This window comes from Synechococcus sp. MIT S1220 (genome assembly GCF_047303025.1).
In the GTDB taxonomy this organism is placed as follows: Bacteria; Cyanobacteriota; Cyanobacteriia; order PCC-6307; family Cyanobiaceae; genus Parasynechococcus.
This window is the reverse complement of the sequence record NZ_CP138939.1, coordinates 2,529,163-2,545,449: the sequence shown is the minus strand read 5'-3', so window position 1 is coordinate 2,545,449 and position 16,287 is coordinate 2,529,163. Positions and strand designations below refer to the sequence as shown.

Genomic DNA, 16,287 nt, shown 5'->3' with positions numbered 1-16,287 from the left:
CCATGGCTATGAGTCGCAGTACTCATGTTGTGGCCCAGCTCGAAAAGCGTGTCAATCGCCCACTCGTCAGAGTGTGGATTCCCTTGTGAATGGCTGCTAGCCGGCCGCGATGGCCCAACGCTTCGACCCCAACACCTACCCGCTCACAGGGGGCCTGCGTTTGCTTGAGGCCAGTGCGGGAACAGGCAAAACCTTCGCCCTTGCCCACCTCTGCCTACGGCTGATCACGGAGTCGGGCCTACCGGTGGATGCACTGCTGGTGGTGACTTACACCGAGGCTGCAGCAGCTGAGCTGCGGTCGCGCATCGGCAACCGACTGCAGCTCGCCCTGCGTGGTCTGGAGTGTCTGATGCGCGAGGAACCATTGCCAATCGGTGATGCGGTGCTCATCGATTGGTGGCTTTCGGCGCTGGGCTCCACTCAGTTGCAGAGCTGGATCAGTCGGCTGCTGATCGCGCTCGAGCAGCTGGATCTGGCGGACATCACAACCATTCATGGTTTCTGTCGGCGCAGTCTGCGGCGAATGGCCCTGATCAGTGGTGCGGCCATGCAGCCCCAGCTGGAAACCGATTCCCATGATCTGGTGCAGGAGGTGGTGCAGGACCTCTGGCACCAGCAGTTGCTCAACCTCCCCTTTGGACATCTCCAGGGTCTGCGCCTCGCAGGACTCTCCCCGGATGCGCTGCGGCAAGGGTTGTTGCGGATCGATGCTGATCCATGGCCAAGGCTGACTATCGATGGAGCCGACTTCGACCCGGATCAGCCTCTGGCCCCACAGCTCCAGGCCTTTCAGACCAAGAGCTGGGAGTGCTTCTGCAAGCTCTGGAGGCGGGACGGAGTCGCACTGGAACACACCTTTCGCAGCGCGGCGCAGCAATGGAAAGCCTCGGGCTGCAGCGATACCAAGCCCTACAGCGTCAAACCGCGCACCGATCGCTGCGGTCAGCTGACCCTTTGGCTTGAGCAGCAGCCCGAAGTGCAGCCGCCGGATCTGATCAGCATCCGGCAGCAAGAGAAGTTGTTGCGGGATTACTTTCACCCCGGACCCTGGTGCAAGGCCGCCCGAAAAGCTGGCGAGAGGGAGCCATCCCTGGCGATGCCCGAGCTGCAGAAGGCGATCGCCGATCTTTGGGATGGTCCGGTGGAGCGGGTCTGGCGGTATGCCCTGCGCCGCGGGCTTGCCCAGCTTGCGGATCGGCGGCAGCGCAGAGGGGTGATCACCTTTGCCGGCCTGCTGGCGGCCTTGGATCCAGGCGATGGCAATCCCCGCTGGCTGGAACCGCTGCGTCAGCGTTACAAGGCCGTGCTGGTGGATGAGTTCCAAGACACCGATTCGCTGCAGTGGCGTCTTTTGCATCGTGCATTCGGTGCTGCTAAGCGCCATTTGTTGCTGTTGGTTGGTGACCCGAAGCAGGCGATCTATCGCTTCAGAGGCGGTGATCTGGACACCTACAAGCAGGCCCGGCAGCAGGTTCAACGCATCGACAATCTGCTCGATAACCACCGCACGACCGCCCCCTTGATGGAGGGGCTCAATCGGCTAATGGAACCAGGCCTTCCTCTCTCTGAGCTTTCCGCAACGGTGGTCCAGGCCTGCAGTAGGGAACCCGCGCCCACCCTGCTGGACAACCAGTGGCCGTTGCAGGTGTTCTCCATGCCCGAGCGAGAGAAGGGTTCCACCAAAACGGCCCTTGAAGAGGCCCTGCCGCCACGGGTTGCCGATCTCATTGTGCGCCTGCTAGCTGATCAGCCGCAGCGGATGCCGGCCGATCTTTGCCTCCTTGTGAGCCGTCATGACCAGGCCACCGTTCTGCGCCGGGCGCTTGCCGATCGCGGTGTACCCACTCGGCTCGTGAATCAGGGGGATGTGCTGGAAAGTGAGGCTGCGCAGGTTCTGCAGTGGCTGTTGGATGCCCTCGCCATGCCGGGGGATGACCGGCGCCTGCGGTTGCTGGCCTGTTCCCCATTGCTGGGGTGGACTTCAGAACAGTTGCGCTCAGGTGCTCAGGACGGCGGCCTTGATCAGCTGGCACAGCGTTTGCGCTTGCAGGCCGATCGCATTGAGCAGCTGGGATTGCTCGGTTGTCTGTCGGATTTGCTTGAGGGACGCTTGATGGCGGATCTTTCAGAACGGGGGCGGCTGCTGGGTGATTTGCAGCAGGCGGCCCGGTTGGTGCAGGAGGCGATGCACACCCAGGGCTTGGATTTGTCGAGTGCTGCGGATTGGCTGCGTCGTCAGCGCCTCAGTCCACCGATTCCCGTCCCCGATGCCCGCCAGCCCCACAGCGATCTGGCTGACAGTGCCGTTGCAGTGGTGACGGTGCATCGAAGCAAGGGGCTCGAGTATCCGGTTGTGATCTGTCCCTATCTCTGGCAAGGACCAAGGGAGGTCAAAGGTCCGCTTTGGCGTCAGAGGGGGGAGACGGGCTGGTCCATCGCCCTGGACCGGCACTGGGGGGAGGGATTCGCGTTGTCGCAGTTGGAGCAGCGGGCCTCAGCAGCTGAAGCGGAACGGTTGACCTATGTGGCGGTGACGCGGGCTCGCTCCCAATTGCTGCTGGTTTGGGCCAAAAGCAAAGGTCAGGAGCCACCTCCGTTGCAGGGGTGGTTGTTTGGCCAGGCGGGTCCGGCGGATCAGATCCGTCAGCTACCGATCACGGCCGTGCCGTTGCCAGCGGAGCCGACGCAGCAGCGTTGGATCGCTCCTTTGCATCAGGAGGCCCTCGGGCTCGGTGCGACACCGCAGCGGATTGACCGCAGCTGGGGGCGTTCGAGCTATTCGGCCTGGATCGCGGCACCCCTCGATCCGGCTCGTCTTGACCAAGGGCGGGATCGCGATCCTCAGGGTGAAGAGGCCAGCCTTACAGACGCTGATTCCGATGCGGCGTTGTGGTCTGAACAAGGCCCCTTAGCTGCTTTTCCCCGGGGTGCTGCCGCAGGGGATTGTCTGCACCGGATCCTCGAGCAGATTCCGTTCCAGGCCTCGGAGCAAGCGGCAGCGGTGATCGGTTCAGAGTTGCGTCATGCCGGTCTGGATGAGAACTGGACCCAGGCGGTGCTGGAGGGAATGAACCAGGTGCTCACCACTCCCCTCGGCGGGATTTTGGGCAGCCTTGAGCTGGCCGATCTCACCCCCGAGCGCCGCCTGCATGAACTCAGTTTTGATCTGCCGGTGGAGCATGTGCGCACCGGTGACTTGGTGCGGGCGTTCCAGCGGAATCCGGAGGCGAGCTTCGGTGGTGAGTACCTCAAGCTGCTGAGCCGTCTGTCGATCAACAGCCGGGGCTTTCTCACCGGCTCGATCGATCTGGTCTTCTCCGATGATCCCGACCCCCAGCAGGCCCGTTGGTGGGTGGCGGACTGGAAGAGCAACTGGCTGGGGGAGCGGGGTGTCGATGGTGTGGCCGATCTCTGTGGTCCCCGTCATTACGACCCAGGGGCGATGCACGCGCAGATGCTTCACCATCACTACCCATTGCAGGCCCATCTCTATTTGGTTGCTCTGCATCGGCATCTGCGCTGGCGCTTGCCGGGATACAAGCCCGAGTGTCATCTGGGGGGCTATGTGTACGTCTTCCTGCGCGGCATGCCGGGGCGGGAAGGCTGGAGCGATGGTGTTGTGGGTCCGGGGCGTTTGGTGGAGCCGGCTCCCTTGGAACGGGTGCTCGCCCTCGACCGTGCTCTGGAGGGTGTGGCCGGATGAGCAGCAGCTGGCCAAGTGGATTTGCAGAGGCGCTGCACAGCACCCTGCTGCGCCGTATCGCCCCGGAGCAAAACAGTGCTGATTTGGAGCTTCTCTCTCAGGAGCTGGTGGAGGCGCTTGAGCGGGGCGAACTCGATCTTCCCCTCACCGCGCACCGCCGTGCCGTGGCTGAGGCCAGTGGTTGGCTCATCGGTGCGGAAGCCCCATTGCTCCTGCAGGGAGAGCGGATCGGCTGGCGTCGCTGGCTTGAGGCGATGGATGACGTTCTCCACTCCTTGCTGGCGCGAGCGATACCAGACCTCCCGGCGCCAGTGGCTGTGGCTGAGCCCAGCGACAACCTCAACCCTGAACAACAGGCGGCCGTGCTGGCTCCCGATCACGCACCGGTGCTGTTGCTCAGTGGCGGCCCGGGAACCGGAAAGACCAGCACGGTGGTGGAGGTGTTGCGTCGAGCGCTGGGTCGCCATCCTGATCTCCGCATCGGTTTGGCAGCTCCCACCGGCAAGGCATCGCGACGGCTTGGTGATGCCGTGGGCCCTCATCTGGCTCCACTGCCCTGTTTCACGCTGCACCGCTGGCTGGAAGCTGGTGCTGAGGGGTTCCGGCGGCGTCGCGATCGGCCGCTGGAGCTGGATCTGCTGGTAATCGATGAAATGTCGATGGTGGATCTTGCTCTGATGACCGCGTTGCTGGATGCCCTGCCAGCGGCCTGTCGTCTAGTGCTGGTCGGAGATCCAGCCCAACTGCCACCGGTGGGTAGCGGGGCGGTGTGGCAGCGGTTGCAGGAGCCGGCGATCCGAGAGCGTTTCGGAGCGGCTGCGATACAGCTCAACCGCACCTACCGCAACCGAGGCGCTTTGGCGGACCTGGCGGTGAGTCTGCGGCAGGGAGGGGTGGACTGTTTTTGGCGGTCACTGGGAGATTTACCTCCCACGGCGAACGTCACGCATCGGGTGAACAGCCTGCGGCGGCTGCCAACCGCGGTGCGCGATCACTGGCATCAGCGCCAGCAAGGGCTGATGGCCCTGACAGCGGATTTGGATCGACTCGATGATGCTGCTCTTCAGACGGCTGCGGGGCCGTTGATGCAGCTTCTTGAGCGTGATTTGCTGCTGTGTCCGCGCCGGAGGGGCCCCTGGAGCCTGGAGGACGTGCACCGCACACTGTTGGGCCCAGCTGCTGCGGATGATCCGATGCTTTGGCCGGAGGGAACGCCGGTGATCTGCGGCGGCAATCAACCGGACCTCGGGCTTTCCAATGGTGATCTCGGCGTGAAGATCGGCCGTGGCGCATCTGCTCGCCTGCTCTTCCGTGTGATCGATGCCGATGGCTCTGCCCTGCTGCGCCGCTTGCATCCGGCGAGAATCACTTCTCTTGAACCGGCCCTTGCTCTCACGATTCACCGGGCCCAGGGCAGTGAAGCGGATGCGGTGATGCTGCTTTGGCCGTTGCAGGATGCTGGCGATTTCGAGAGCTGTCTGCTCTATACGGCAATCACACGAGCCCGTGCCAGCCTGGACCTGGTCACGGCAGGTTCGGCCTGATGCGCGTTGAACGGCCCTGGGGCTGGTATGAGGAGCTTCTGGAGGCGCCTGGCTACAAGGTGAAGCGGCTGCTCGTGCGTCAAGGGAAACAGCTTTCGCTTCAGCGTCACCATCACCGCAGTGAAAGTTGGACGGTGGTGGCTGGTGATGGGCAGTTGCTTTGCGGCGAGACCTGGTACGACGCCACGCCGGGTCTGATGCTTCAGATTCCGCTGGGGGAAGTGCACCGTGCCCGAGGCGGCCAGTCGGATCTGGTGATTCTTGAAGTGCAACACGGTGCTTTGATCAGCGAAGAGGACATCGAACGCCTTCAGGATGATTTCGGGAGAGTGTTACAATATGAAGCCAACCTTTGAAGCGTAGGCAGCGCAATCCGGAGAGCGATCTGCGATCGCGGGGAGATTGTGAGCCTGATTTCAAAGATCAGTCAGGCCTGGGCCTACCACACATGACCGAACAGAACCCGCAAGGGGAATCTTCGTGCGCCGTCGATCTGCCAATAAGTGCAGAGACACAGACTCCGCCGGAGGAGATGGAGACCAAGGCGATCGCGAGCGAGTCTGAGCCGATCGAGCCTTCTGCAGAGCCCGAGGCGACTGCACCATCCGGATTTTCAGGATTTGGCTTCAGCGACGCTTTGCTGGAGACCCTTGCGACCAAGGGCTATGACGAGCCCTCCCCGATTCAACGCGCAGCCTTCCCGGAGTTAATGCTGGGCCGCGACCTCGTGGGTCAGGCGCAAACCGGAACAGGAAAAACTGCAGCCTTTGCGCTGCCGCTGCTCGAGCGCCTGCAGGAGGGTCAGCGCAAGCCTCAGGCCCTCGTTCTCGCGCCCACCCGCGAGCTGGCGATGCAGGTGGCGGACTCCTTTAAGGCCTATGCGGCTGGTCATCCCCACTTACGGGTGCTGGCGGTGTACGGCGGCTCGGATTTCCGCTCCCAGATCAATGCACTGCGCCGCGGTGTTGACGTGGTGGTGGGGACTCCCGGCCGGGTGATGGACCACATGCGTCAGGGAACCCTGGACACCAGCGAGCTGCGCAGTCTTGTGCTCGATGAAGCTGACGAGATGTTGCGGATGGGCTTCATCGACGATGTGGAGTGGATCCTCGAGCAGTTACCAGAGGAGCGTCAGGTGGTGTTGTTCTCGGCGACGATGCCGCCGGAGATTCGCCGACTCTCCAAGCGCTATCTCAACGATCCAGCGGAGGTGACGATCCAGACGAAGGATCGGGAAGGAAAACGCATCCGCCAACGCTCGATCACAGTGCCGATGAGTCACAAGCTCGAGGCGCTCAGGCGGGTTCTCGACGCCTGTGGAAGTGAAGGAGTGATCATTTTCGCGCGAACGAAGGCGATCACCCTCACCGTTTCTGAAACGCTTGAGGCCTGTGGTCATCAAGTGGCTGTTCTCAACGGGGATGTGCCACAGAACCAGCGGGAGCGCACCGTGGAGCGGCTCCGCAGCGGTTCCGTCGACATCCTTGTTGCCACCGACGTGGCGGCCCGTGGCCTGGATGTGGATCGCATCGGCATGGTGATCAACTACGACATGCCGTTCGACAGCGAGGCTTACGTGCATCGCATCGGCAGAACCGGGCGGGCGGGCCGGAGTGGCGAGGCCGTGCTGTTCGTCACGCCTCGGGAACGGCGCTTCATCAGCAACATGGAGCGGGCCACCGGCCAGCCGATTGAGCCGATGGAGATTCCCGGGAATGCAGCGATCAATCAGGGTCGGCTCGATCGGCTGCGTTCAAGGCTCAGCGATGCGGCGCGCAACTCGCGCGACAGTGAGGAAGAGACCGCTCTGCTCCAGGAGCTCATCCAGCGCATCGGCACCGAACTCGAGATGCCTGCTGAGCAGCTGGCGTTGGCGGCCCTCAGCCTTGCCATCGGCCCGGCGCCGTTCCTCTGTCAGGGCGATGAGGAGTGGATTCAACAGGCAGCAGCTGGCGGTCGGCGCCGTGAGCGGGACCGTGACCGTGGCGACGGCCGTCGTCGTGGGGAGCGCCCCAGCCGGCCGCCGGAGGACACCATGCAGCGCTACCGCGTCGAAGTCGGCCATCGCGACCGGGTGAAGCCAGGAAATCTGGTAGGGGCGATCGCTGGTGAAACGGGATTGCAAGGCCGCTCGATCGGACGGATCCAGATCTTTGATCACCACAGCCTTGTCGATCTGCCCAAGGGGATGCCTGAGGATGTGTTCAACAACCTGCGGAGTCTCCGTGTGATGAACCGGGAGCTGCAGATCAGTCAGGCCTCTTGATGCCCATCCTCTTGACCGTTCTGCTGGGGGTCGTGATCGGTCCGGCCCTGGCAAGCGGTGACCAGAATCTGATCCGCAAGATGTGCATGGTGGCGTTCTCGACAGCCATGAACGATGCCGGTGAGACGCCGCCACCCGGGATGGGGGAATTCACCTGCGGCTGCTTCCTTGATCAGTTGGGTGAAGGGGCTGGCTTTGATGCGGCACAGACCAGTTGCAAGCAGGAGGCAGCTCGCCGCTACGGCTACTGATCAGAGCCGCAGCGGCGTTGGCGCTATGTCAGGACTCGCTCACCAGGGCGGTCACGTCCAGCTGTTGAACGCTGAGGCACTCGACCGCTTTGATCAGTTCGATCTGAACGTCCGGGATGCTTTGCGGAACCAGGGAATTCAAAAGAATGAGTCGATCGCCTGCGATCAGTTCGCCGTCTTCGGCCCAGTGCAGGGTGCTTAGATTCAGAGATTCCATTCGCCTCCAGCTCGTCAGGATCTCCTGACAATGAGCGAGATTCTTGCGGCTCGGGAAAGACCTTCCAATTCCCTTCCGCTTTTTGTGTTGAAACGTGCCGTTGCCCTGTATCGTCGGTGGGTTCAAGTCCGGATCATCAGGCCTTTCCGAACCTTCTCGGAACCGGCTCACGCGACTGAGCGCTTCCAACGGTTCCACGTTCAATGACCATCTACATCGGCAATCTCTCGTTCCAGGCCGAGCAGGAGCATTTGTTCGATCTCTTCAGTGAGTACGGCCAGGTCAAGAATTGCAGTCTTCCCCTCGATCGGGAAACGGGTCGCAAGCGTGGCTTTGCCTTCGTCGAGATGGAGAGCGACGAAGACGAGCAAAAGGCGATCGACGACTTGCAGGACGTCGAGTGGATGGGACGGATGATTCGCGTGAGTAAAGCCACTCCCCGTGAACGCTCTGGTGGTCCCCGGGGTGGCGGCGGCGGTGGATACCGAGGTGATTACCGCTGACCACTGATCGTCCGGAATCAATTAGAGCCTGAGCAGAGATCAATCACACTTCGCTTTCCTGAAGATCGAGTTTGATTTCCTGCCCGAGTAAGCGGTTAAGAACTTGTTTGGAATGATCGATTGGTGAGCCCATCACCTCATGGTCATCTCTGAAACGTGGCAAAACAGTACGTAGTCCTCGGCGTTTCTGCCGTGCAAGGTAACGATGAAAGCGGTTGAACGACCTCGATCGGCTCATTGCACCTCCTTTCGGTTGTGATGTCGTTCTAGGGCCGATTTCGGTGCGGAAACAGTGACAAAAACAACCCTCAGCAAAGCTTCAGAAATGCGGCCACCCCTACTGCGGTTGTTAAGGCATCTCGCCCCCCAGAAGCGTTTGGTGTGGGCGGCGATCAGCTGCTCGTTGCTAAACAAGCTCTTCGATCTCGCCCCGCCGCTGCTGATCGGCCTCGCCGTTGATGTGGTGGTGCGGAAACGGGATTCGCTTCTGGCGGCGTTCGGAATCTCAAGCCCGTTCCATCAGCTCTGGTTGCTCGCGCTGCTCACCTTTCTGATCTGGGCAGCGGAATCCCTGTTCGAATATCTCTACGACGTTCTTTGGCGCAACTTGGCGCAGGCCACGCAGCATCGACTGCGTCTCGAGGCTTACGACCATCTGCAGCAGCTCGAGCTGGCGTTCTTTGAGCGGGACAGCAGCGGCCGCCTGATGGCGGTGCTCAATGACGACATCAATCAGCTTGAGCGCTTCCTCGACCGGGGCGCCAATCAGATTCTGCAGCTGATCACAACGGTTCTGGTGGTTGGCATCGGCATGGCTGTGGTGGCGCCGGAGGTGGCGTTGTTCGCATACCTGCCGATTCCGGTGATCCTCTGGGGATCGCTGCGGTTTCAGAAACGCTTGGCCCCCCGCTACCGGGAGGTGCGTGCCCGGGCCGGTGATTTGTCGTCCCGTCTGGCCAACAATCTCGGCGGCATGCTCACGATCAAAAGTTTCACCGCCGAAGCCCTTGAACTGGAGAGGCTGACGGGGGAAAGCCAGGCCTATCTGGACAGCAATGCCCGGGCGATCAAACTGTCGGCGGCTTTTATTCCCCTGATCCGCTTCGCGATTCTGTTCGCATTCATGGCGATCCTTTTGATCGGCGGCTTTCGAACGCTGTCCGGTCAGCTGGAAGTGAGTACCTACAGCGTGCTGGTGTTCATCACCCAGCGCCTGCTCTGGCCGCTGACGGCTCTCGGGCGAACACTGGATGAATACCAGCGGTCGATGGCCTCAACCCAGCGGGTGCTGGATCTGATCGACACCCCGATCGGGATCAGCGGCGGCTCCGAGTCGCTTGAGCTGAGGAGGGTCCGGGGTGAGTTGCGCTTCGAGGCTGTGGATTTCGCCTATCCAGAGCGGGTAGCGCTGCTGCAGCATTTCGATCTCACCGTGCCAGCAGGCTCCAGCCTCGGCATCGTTGGCTCCACCGGTTCCGGCAAGAGCACCCTGGTGAAGCTGCTTCTGCGTCTTTATGAGCGGGATGGGGGGCGGATCCTGCTGGATGGCCGGCCGATTGAGGAGTTCAGGCTTGAGGATTTACGGCGCGCCATCGCCCTAGTTAGCCAGGAGGTGTACCTGTTTCACGGCACGGTGGCCGAAAACATTGCCTACGGCTGCAAATCAATCGATATCAGGCTGATTGAACAGGCGGCTGAGCGGGCAGAGGCCGCGGCCTTCATCGCTGAACTGCCCCAGGGTTACGACACCCTTGTGGGTGAGCGCGGTCAGCGGCTTTCCGGCGGCCAACGCCAACGCATCGCCCTGGCCCGCGCGATCCTGAAGGATGCGCCGATCCTGGTGCTCGATGAGGCGACAGCCGCAGTGGACAACGACACCGAAGCGGCGATTCAGCGTTCGCTGGAGCGGATCACGCACGATCGCACCACGCTGGTGATTGCGCACCGGCTCAGCACCGTGCGCCATGCCGATCGGATCGTGGTGATGGAGCAGGGGCAAATCGTGGAGCAGGGTCGCCACGGCCAGTTGCTTGCCTTGAACGGCGTTTACACCAATCTCTGGAAGGTGCAGGCGGGCGAACGCAGCTGAATAGGTCTGGCTGCCAGCGCCCTTGCACTTCCTGAAGCAACGGTTGTCCGCAGCTGACGGGCCGACCATGCTGAGCGCTGTTTCGGGCACTGCCATCCGGTCATGGCGATGGAGGCCTCGGTCAGCCACGTGATGCATCACCCGCTCGGGGTGTTCGCGATTCTTGTGGCCATCAGTGCAGCGGTGCCACCGCTGGTGCGACGCATTGGATTGCCGGATCTGGTTGGTTTGCTGCTGGCGGGGGTGCTGATTGGTCCCCATGCCCTGCAGTGGGTGGATACCGGCAGTGAAACCGTGCGGCTGCTCTCTGATCTGGGGGCGGTCTATCTGCTGTTCACGATGGGGCTCGAGATCGACCTGGAGGAGTTCAACCGGGTCAAACGCCGCTCCCTGATCTACGGCCTGCTGATTCTGGTGATCGGTGTGGCCACCGGAGTGAGCATCGGCCTGATGGCCGGCTTCGCCTCGGTGTCGTGCCTGCTGCTCGGGGCATTGATGGCCACCCACACGCCACTCGGCTACCCGATTGTGCGCAGCTATGGCGCTCAGAAGGATGAGTCGGTGGTGGTGAGCGTGGGCAGCACGATCTTCACCGATATCGTTGCCCTGTTGCTGCTGGCTGTGGGGCTCGGCCTGGGCAAGGGGGATCTCAGCGGTGTGGGGATCACGCTGTTGCTGTTGAAGATCGGCCTGTTTGCCCTGCTGGTGGTGCTCGGCATCCGCTGGCTGGGCAAACGGCTGGTGATGCGTGGCATCAATGACGAGAACCGAATGGTTTTGGCGGTGCTGGTGGCGTTGTTTCTGGCCTCGCTTGGGGCAGAGCTGGCCGGGGTGGAGAAGATTGTTGGGGCGTTCCTGGCCGGCTTGGCGGTGAATTCGGTGCTGCCGGAGGGCCGGGTGAAGGAGCAGGTGATCTTTGTGGGCGGGGTGTTGTTCATCCCGATCTTCTTCATTGATTTGGGACTGCTGCTCGATATGGCCAGCCTGGGCCGCAGCCTGAGCAAATTTCAGTTCACGGCCCTGATGTTGGTGGGAGCGATTGGCGGCAAGGGGCTGGCCTCGTGGATCAGCGGTGCTTTGTTCGGCTACCGCAGGCCGCAAATTCTGATGATGTGGTCGCTCACGATGCCGAAGGTGGCGGCCACGCTCGCCACCGCCTTCATCGGCTTCCAGGCGGGCCTGCTCAATCAGATGGTGCTTAATGCTGTGCTGGCGGTGATGGTGGTTACCGCCACCCTCGGCCCGATCCTGACGGAGCGTTCGGTCACCCGTCTGAACGACACCCCACAGGGTTTGGTGCCCACCAGTTTCGGTGAGCAGGCCCAGCAGCAGGACGGCATCAGCGAAGTGGTGCAACGGCCGCTGCGGATTGTTGTGCCCGTTGCCAATCCCGGCAACGAGAAGGGATTGCTGGGCATGGCCTCGCGGCTGGTGCGGGGTTCAGCCGGGGGTGAGGGTTTGCTGCTGCCACTGGCGATGGTGAATCCAAGCCTGGAGGAGATCCGCGGTGGTCTGAACCGGGCGGTGGCGGCTGCACGCACGCGTTTGTCGGCCGCCGAAGCGATCGGTGCGGATCTGGCGGTGCCCACCCGCACGCTGTTGCGGTTGGATGAAGACATCGCGGGTGGAATGAGTCGCACTGCCTTGGAGCAGGCGGCCGACCTGTTGCTGATCGGTGCCGGCCGGCAGGATCAGCTGCGCGCCTGGCTGATGGGCGACATCGTTGATGGCGTTTGCCGCACGGCCCACTGCCCGGTGGTGGTGGTGAACCTGGCTCGGCGATGGGATGCCGAACTGAATCGGATCCTGGTGCCGATCAAGGATCTCTCCGCGAGCGCTCGGGAGCAGTTCGAGCTGGCGCTACGGGTGATGAACACGGCTCCGGAAGACCAGCGCACCCGGATCACGTTGCTGCATGTGCATGATCCCCGCTTCAGCCGCCAGGATCGGCAGTGGATGGAAGAGCAGTTGATTCGTTGGCGGCCGGCAGGAATCGCAGCAGAGAAGTTCCACAGCGTGATAGTGCGCGGCCCGGGGATCGATGGATCAATCCATCGGCTGAGCTGTGAACATGATCTGGTGATCCTGCGCACCCAACGCCGCCGGGTGGCGGGTCTGCCGATTCCCGGCAGCGATCGCACCAGCAAATTGATCAGTCAATTGCCATGCGCGGCGATGGTGATCAGCGATCCCTTGGTTTGAGGGGCGTTTGGCCTTGTTGAGCCTGGCAATTGGGGCCTGGTCAGTGGGGCCTGCCTAGTTTTGGGGAATGTCGTGGCACAACTCTTCGTCGTCTAAGCCGAACCGTTCGGTTTGGATCGCCTCAGCGGTTGGCCTCGTGGGTGGGTTGTTGTTGTCGGTGCCGCTGACGCGCATTGTTCAGCGTGAAGGTGAAGTTCAGATGCCGGCGCCGCTGACGCGCATTGTTCAGCCTGAAGGTGAAGTCCAGATGCCGGCGCTGCTCCCCATCAATCCCTTCGAGAGCTGGAGCGGTTTCGGGGGCCGGGAGGTGGTGGTGCTCGGCCTCGATGCCAGCGGCAGCAACACCGATGCGATCTTCACCGTGCGAGTGGAGGGTGAGCGCACATCGATCACCCAGATTCCACGGGACAGTTACATCGATGCGGATGACTTCGGCCCTCTGAAGATCAATGGGCTGCTGGCCCGGGGCGGCCCTGATGCTGTGGAACGGGAGCTGACGCGGTTGATGAATCGCCCGATCCGCCATCACATCTTGGTGAATTTGGATGGAATCGCCAGGCTGGCGGATCTGGTGGGTGGGATCGAGCTGGATGTGCCCAAACGGCTCTATTACGTGGATCGCAGCCAGGACCTACAGATTGATCTGCAACCTGGCAAGCAGGTGTTGCGGGGCAAGGATCTGGAGGGGTTCCTGCGGTGGCGCAATGACGGCCGCGGCGATTTCGGGCGGCTGGAACGGCAACAGCTGGCTTTGAAGGCCTTGTTTGAACGGATCAAGCAGCCACAACATCTGATCCGCCTGCCGGAGTTGGTGGCTGCGGCCGGCCGTGAGTTGCAAACCGATCTGAATTTGATGGAGCTGGGTGGCTTGATTAGAGCGATGCGTGGAACAGATCTCAACACCCAACGTTTGGAAGCACGGCCGTTCAGCCGTGGTGGCGTCAGCTATCTCGAAACGGAATGGCCTGCGAAGCCCAGCAGCGGTGCGGAAGCGAATGAGGCGAGCAGCAAGAGGTTACGGTTTATGTTCTGAACCTGAACCTCGACTGTTGCCATAAAAAAACACCCCGCGAGGCGGGGTGTTGCAATGTTCAGTGTTGTGAGGTTTGGGGACGCTGATTAAATTAAATCAATTTCCACAGCTGGTACTTCTTGGAGGTTGTTGGGGTAGTTCGCAAGGAAATCATCCTTGTTGATATTTAAGAACAAGGTTTTCACATTGTCATTGCCTATAATCTTCATGTCATCACTTTTTTGTTTGAATTTACGATCGAGAGGTTAAGTAGTGCCAATGCCGTCTCGGCCGAGCTCAAAGTCTTCGGTGAAGTCTTTGCCCCTTGAGAGAATAAAAGCATCTTTTATTTTGCGGTTATTGATCGTGCCGGAGAACTCTCCCCTTTCAAAGATCAGGTTCGCAGTGACAATGCGAATTACTCATTGACTTCACCCTATGGGTTTAACCAGTAGCCGACCTCAAAATCTCAAGCTCACACGAGCAGATTAAGCGAGCGCACCACGCGGCTGCAGAGATCCTTCACCTTGGGCCAGCGCTCTTCATTGGTGCTGGTTGCGAGGGTGTAGAGCCGGCCTCGATCCACAACAACTGTTGCCAGTTCGTGGCGGTCGCGATCTTCGAGATGCACGGCATATTCCAGGTCATAAAAGGTGTGGCCGTTGGCTTCCCGTTCGCCCGCCTCCACCAACTCCGCTGTTCGTCCGCTGCCAGCGGTGGCGATCACCTCACGCCGTAGCCGTTCACCCACCGCTACGGCACTGCCCAGATCCGTGAGCGCATCCTTGTCGTCCACGTTGTTGATCATCAGGCTCACCGTCTCATCACTGTGGATCAGATCGTGGAACACCACCCGCGGGCCGTTGCTCACCTGCACCTGGGTCCAACCGGTGGGATACAGGAAGGCAAATCGTCCGTCCGGACTCTGATACGACTGCAATCCGGCCGTGGGTCCGGCTGCACAGGCCCCCAAGGCAAACACCAGCAGTCCGCAGACGAGCAGGCGGGCAAAGGAGCGAAACAGCTGCATCGACGGTGAAGGTTTTCCGCTCCACATTCTGCCGGTGCGAATTGAATGCTGTGAAATCCCAGGCAGAAGCCCGTCAAAGTTCTCTCCTGGCGTTCCGTTGCGTGCTCTCAGCCCGAAATGCCCCGGCTGATCGCCCAGCTCAGCAGCAGCAGCGCTGCAATCGAGAGCAGGGCCTTCTGGCTGCCTCGCCGACTGCTGCGTCCGTTGAGCCAGCGGGTGTACCAGCGTTGGGCTGCTGGTACTAACAGCCATCCCGTGAGAGCCACCGAACAGATGTTTCCCAGCAGCAGCGAGCTGGAATAGCCCATCCCCAGCGGGTTGATCAGGCTGTTGAGGATGAGCACCGTGGGGTACAGGCAGAGCAGCACCAGCAGATTCACTTTCCAGGTTGGCGGAGGATCACTCTCCGCTTCTCCAGCAATCCATGAGGCATAGCCCCGCCAATTGGTTGCTGCTGAGTAGCTGTAGCCCAGCTCCTCGATCGCTTTCAGCAGCTGGTTCCGTTCGCTGCTCACCATCCACTCCACGAAACAGTCCACATCCCTCCAGTGGGTTCTTGTGATGAAACGATTCGGCGCATTCGCGTCGATCAGATCGGGGCCAACGGTGCCCAAGCATCCCGGCCAGTTCCGTTCAGATGCGAGCAACCGCTCCAGTTCCTGCAGGGCCAACTGCTGCGATTCGCTCTGCAAGTTGTGCTCCACCTGGAACTCAAATCCCTCGCCTCTCTGAAGGGGTAAGTCGGCCATGGATGTCTCCACACCTCTGCAGTCTGAAGGGGCGGCTGCTGGCAGCAACTCCTACATTTCGCCCACTGGCGGCAGATCCCTGAGCGGCTTCACACGACCGTTGGCTCGGTTGATCGATCAATTCGAACGCCTACCGGGCATCGGTCCTCGCACCGCCCAACGGCTGGCTTTGCACTTGTTGAACCAACCGGAGGAGCAGAGCCGGCAGTTCGCCGATGCCTTGCTTGCGGCCCGCAGCCAGGTTGGGCAGTGCCAGCGCTGCTTTCACCTCTCCGCCGATCCGCTCTGTGAGATCTGCCGCAACCCGGAACGGGCGAACGGATTGATCTGTGTGGTAGCTGATTCCCGTGATCTGCTGGCGTTGGAGCGCACCCGTGAGTTCCACGGCAGTTACCACGTCTTGGGCGGGTTGATTTCCCCGATGGATGGTGTGGGTCCGGAGCTGCTCAACATTCGCCCCCTGGTGCAGCGTCTCGACCAGGAATCGATCACTGAGGTGATCCTGGCGTTGACCCCAAGCGTGGAAGGGGACACCACCAGCCTCTACCTGGCACGCCTGCTCAAACCGTTCTGTCCCGTCAGCCGGATTGCCTACGGATTGCCGATGGGAAGTGAATTGGAATACGCCGATGAAGTGACCCTCAGCCGCGCCTTAGAAGGTCGCAGACCCGTTGACTGAAGGAGGGTTGAATGCTTCCTGAGAAGAACCTAAGAGTTCACT

General features: G+C 61.4%; 13 protein-coding genes. 10 read left to right on the top strand and 3 right to left on the bottom strand.

The genetic code is table 11. From position 1 onward, the window contains the following. Positions 1–109 precede the first annotated feature (109 nt). The 5 genes from SIB64_RS12690 (at position 110) to SIB64_RS12670 (ending at position 7,764) form a co-directional block, all read left to right on the top strand. On the top strand, positions 110–3,703 hold the full coding sequence (locus SIB64_RS12690; RefSeq protein WP_413440562.1) for a UvrD-helicase domain-containing protein: 3,594 nt from the start codon (positions 110–112) through the stop codon (positions 3,701–3,703). After that, positions 3,700–5,247, top strand: coding sequence for an ATP-dependent DNA helicase (locus SIB64_RS12685; protein ID WP_413440561.1), 1,548 nt, complete (start codon positions 3,700–3,702; stop codon positions 5,245–5,247). The genes SIB64_RS12690 and SIB64_RS12685 overlap by 4 nt, the downstream gene beginning before the upstream one ends. Further along, a complete protein-coding gene (locus tag SIB64_RS12680) occupies positions 5,247–5,603 on the top strand; it encodes a phosphomannose isomerase type II C-terminal cupin domain (RefSeq protein WP_413440560.1) in 357 nt (118 codons plus the stop codon). The genes SIB64_RS12685 and SIB64_RS12680 overlap by 1 nt, the downstream gene beginning before the upstream one ends. A 92-nt stretch (positions 5,604–5,695) precedes the next feature. Next, positions 5,696–7,513: a DEAD/DEAH box helicase gene (locus tag SIB64_RS12675; protein WP_413440559.1), complete on the top strand. Its 1,818-nt coding sequence runs from the start codon at positions 5,696–5,698 to the stop codon at positions 7,511–7,513. Further along, a complete protein-coding gene (locus tag SIB64_RS12670; protein WP_413440558.1) occupies positions 7,513–7,764 on the top strand; it encodes a hypothetical protein in 252 nt (83 codons plus the stop codon). The genes SIB64_RS12675 and SIB64_RS12670 overlap by 1 nt, the downstream gene beginning before the upstream one ends. 28 nt (positions 7,765–7,792) lie before the next feature. Here the strand turns inward: SIB64_RS12670 and SIB64_RS12665 are convergent, their stop codons facing one another. Next, positions 7,793–8,179 carry a hypothetical protein gene (locus SIB64_RS12665; RefSeq protein ID WP_413440556.1) on the bottom strand — a complete coding sequence of 129 codons (387 nt, stop codon included), beginning with the start codon at positions 8,177–8,179 and terminating at the stop codon, positions 7,793–7,795. Positions 8,180–8,184: 5 nt separating this feature from the next. Here SIB64_RS12665 and SIB64_RS12660 point away from each other — a divergent pair, with 5 nt between their 5' ends. The 4 genes from SIB64_RS12660 to SIB64_RS12645 all read left to right on the top strand — a co-directional run bounded on the left by SIB64_RS12660 (position 8,185) and on the right by SIB64_RS12645 (position 13,808). Continuing rightward, positions 8,185–8,484, top strand: a complete 300-nt coding sequence (locus tag SIB64_RS12660) for an RNA recognition motif domain-containing protein (RefSeq protein ID WP_413440555.1) — start codon at positions 8,185–8,187, stop codon at positions 8,482–8,484. Positions 8,485–8,809: 325 nt separating this feature from the next. Continuing rightward, positions 8,810–10,573 (top strand): ABC transporter ATP-binding protein, encoded by a 1,764-nt coding sequence (locus SIB64_RS12655; protein ID WP_413440554.1) that lies wholly within the window; start codon positions 8,810–8,812, stop codon positions 10,571–10,573. Positions 10,574–10,675: 102 nt separating this feature from the next. Further along, positions 10,676–12,775, top strand: a complete 2,100-nt coding sequence (locus SIB64_RS12650; protein WP_413440553.1) for a cation:proton antiporter — start codon at positions 10,676–10,678, stop codon at positions 12,773–12,775. A gap of 67 nt (positions 12,776–12,842) precedes the next feature. Further along, complete coding sequence (locus SIB64_RS12645; protein ID WP_413440551.1) at positions 12,843–13,808, top strand: LCP family protein; 966 nt, start codon at positions 12,843–12,845, stop codon at positions 13,806–13,808. A 454-nt stretch (positions 13,809–14,262) separates the two neighbouring features. Here the strand turns inward: SIB64_RS12645 and psbP are convergent, their stop codons facing one another. Together psbP and SIB64_RS12635 are read right to left on the bottom strand one after the other, a co-directional pair. Continuing rightward, a complete protein-coding gene (gene psbP / locus SIB64_RS12640; RefSeq protein WP_413440550.1) occupies positions 14,263–14,817 on the bottom strand; it encodes a photosystem II reaction center PsbP in 555 nt (184 codons plus the stop codon). Between the two features lie 107 nt (positions 14,818–14,924). Beyond that, positions 14,925–15,566, bottom strand: coding sequence for a hypothetical protein (locus SIB64_RS12635; protein WP_413440549.1), 642 nt, complete (start codon positions 15,564–15,566; stop codon positions 14,925–14,927). Positions 15,567–15,666: 100 nt separating this feature from the next. On the opposite strand from SIB64_RS12635, the gene recR reads away from it, so the two are divergent. Next, positions 15,667–16,245 (top strand): recombination mediator RecR, encoded by a 579-nt coding sequence (gene recR, locus SIB64_RS12630; protein WP_413443018.1) that lies wholly within the window; start codon positions 15,667–15,669, stop codon positions 16,243–16,245. The last annotated feature ends 42 nt before the right edge of the window (positions 16,246–16,287 follow it).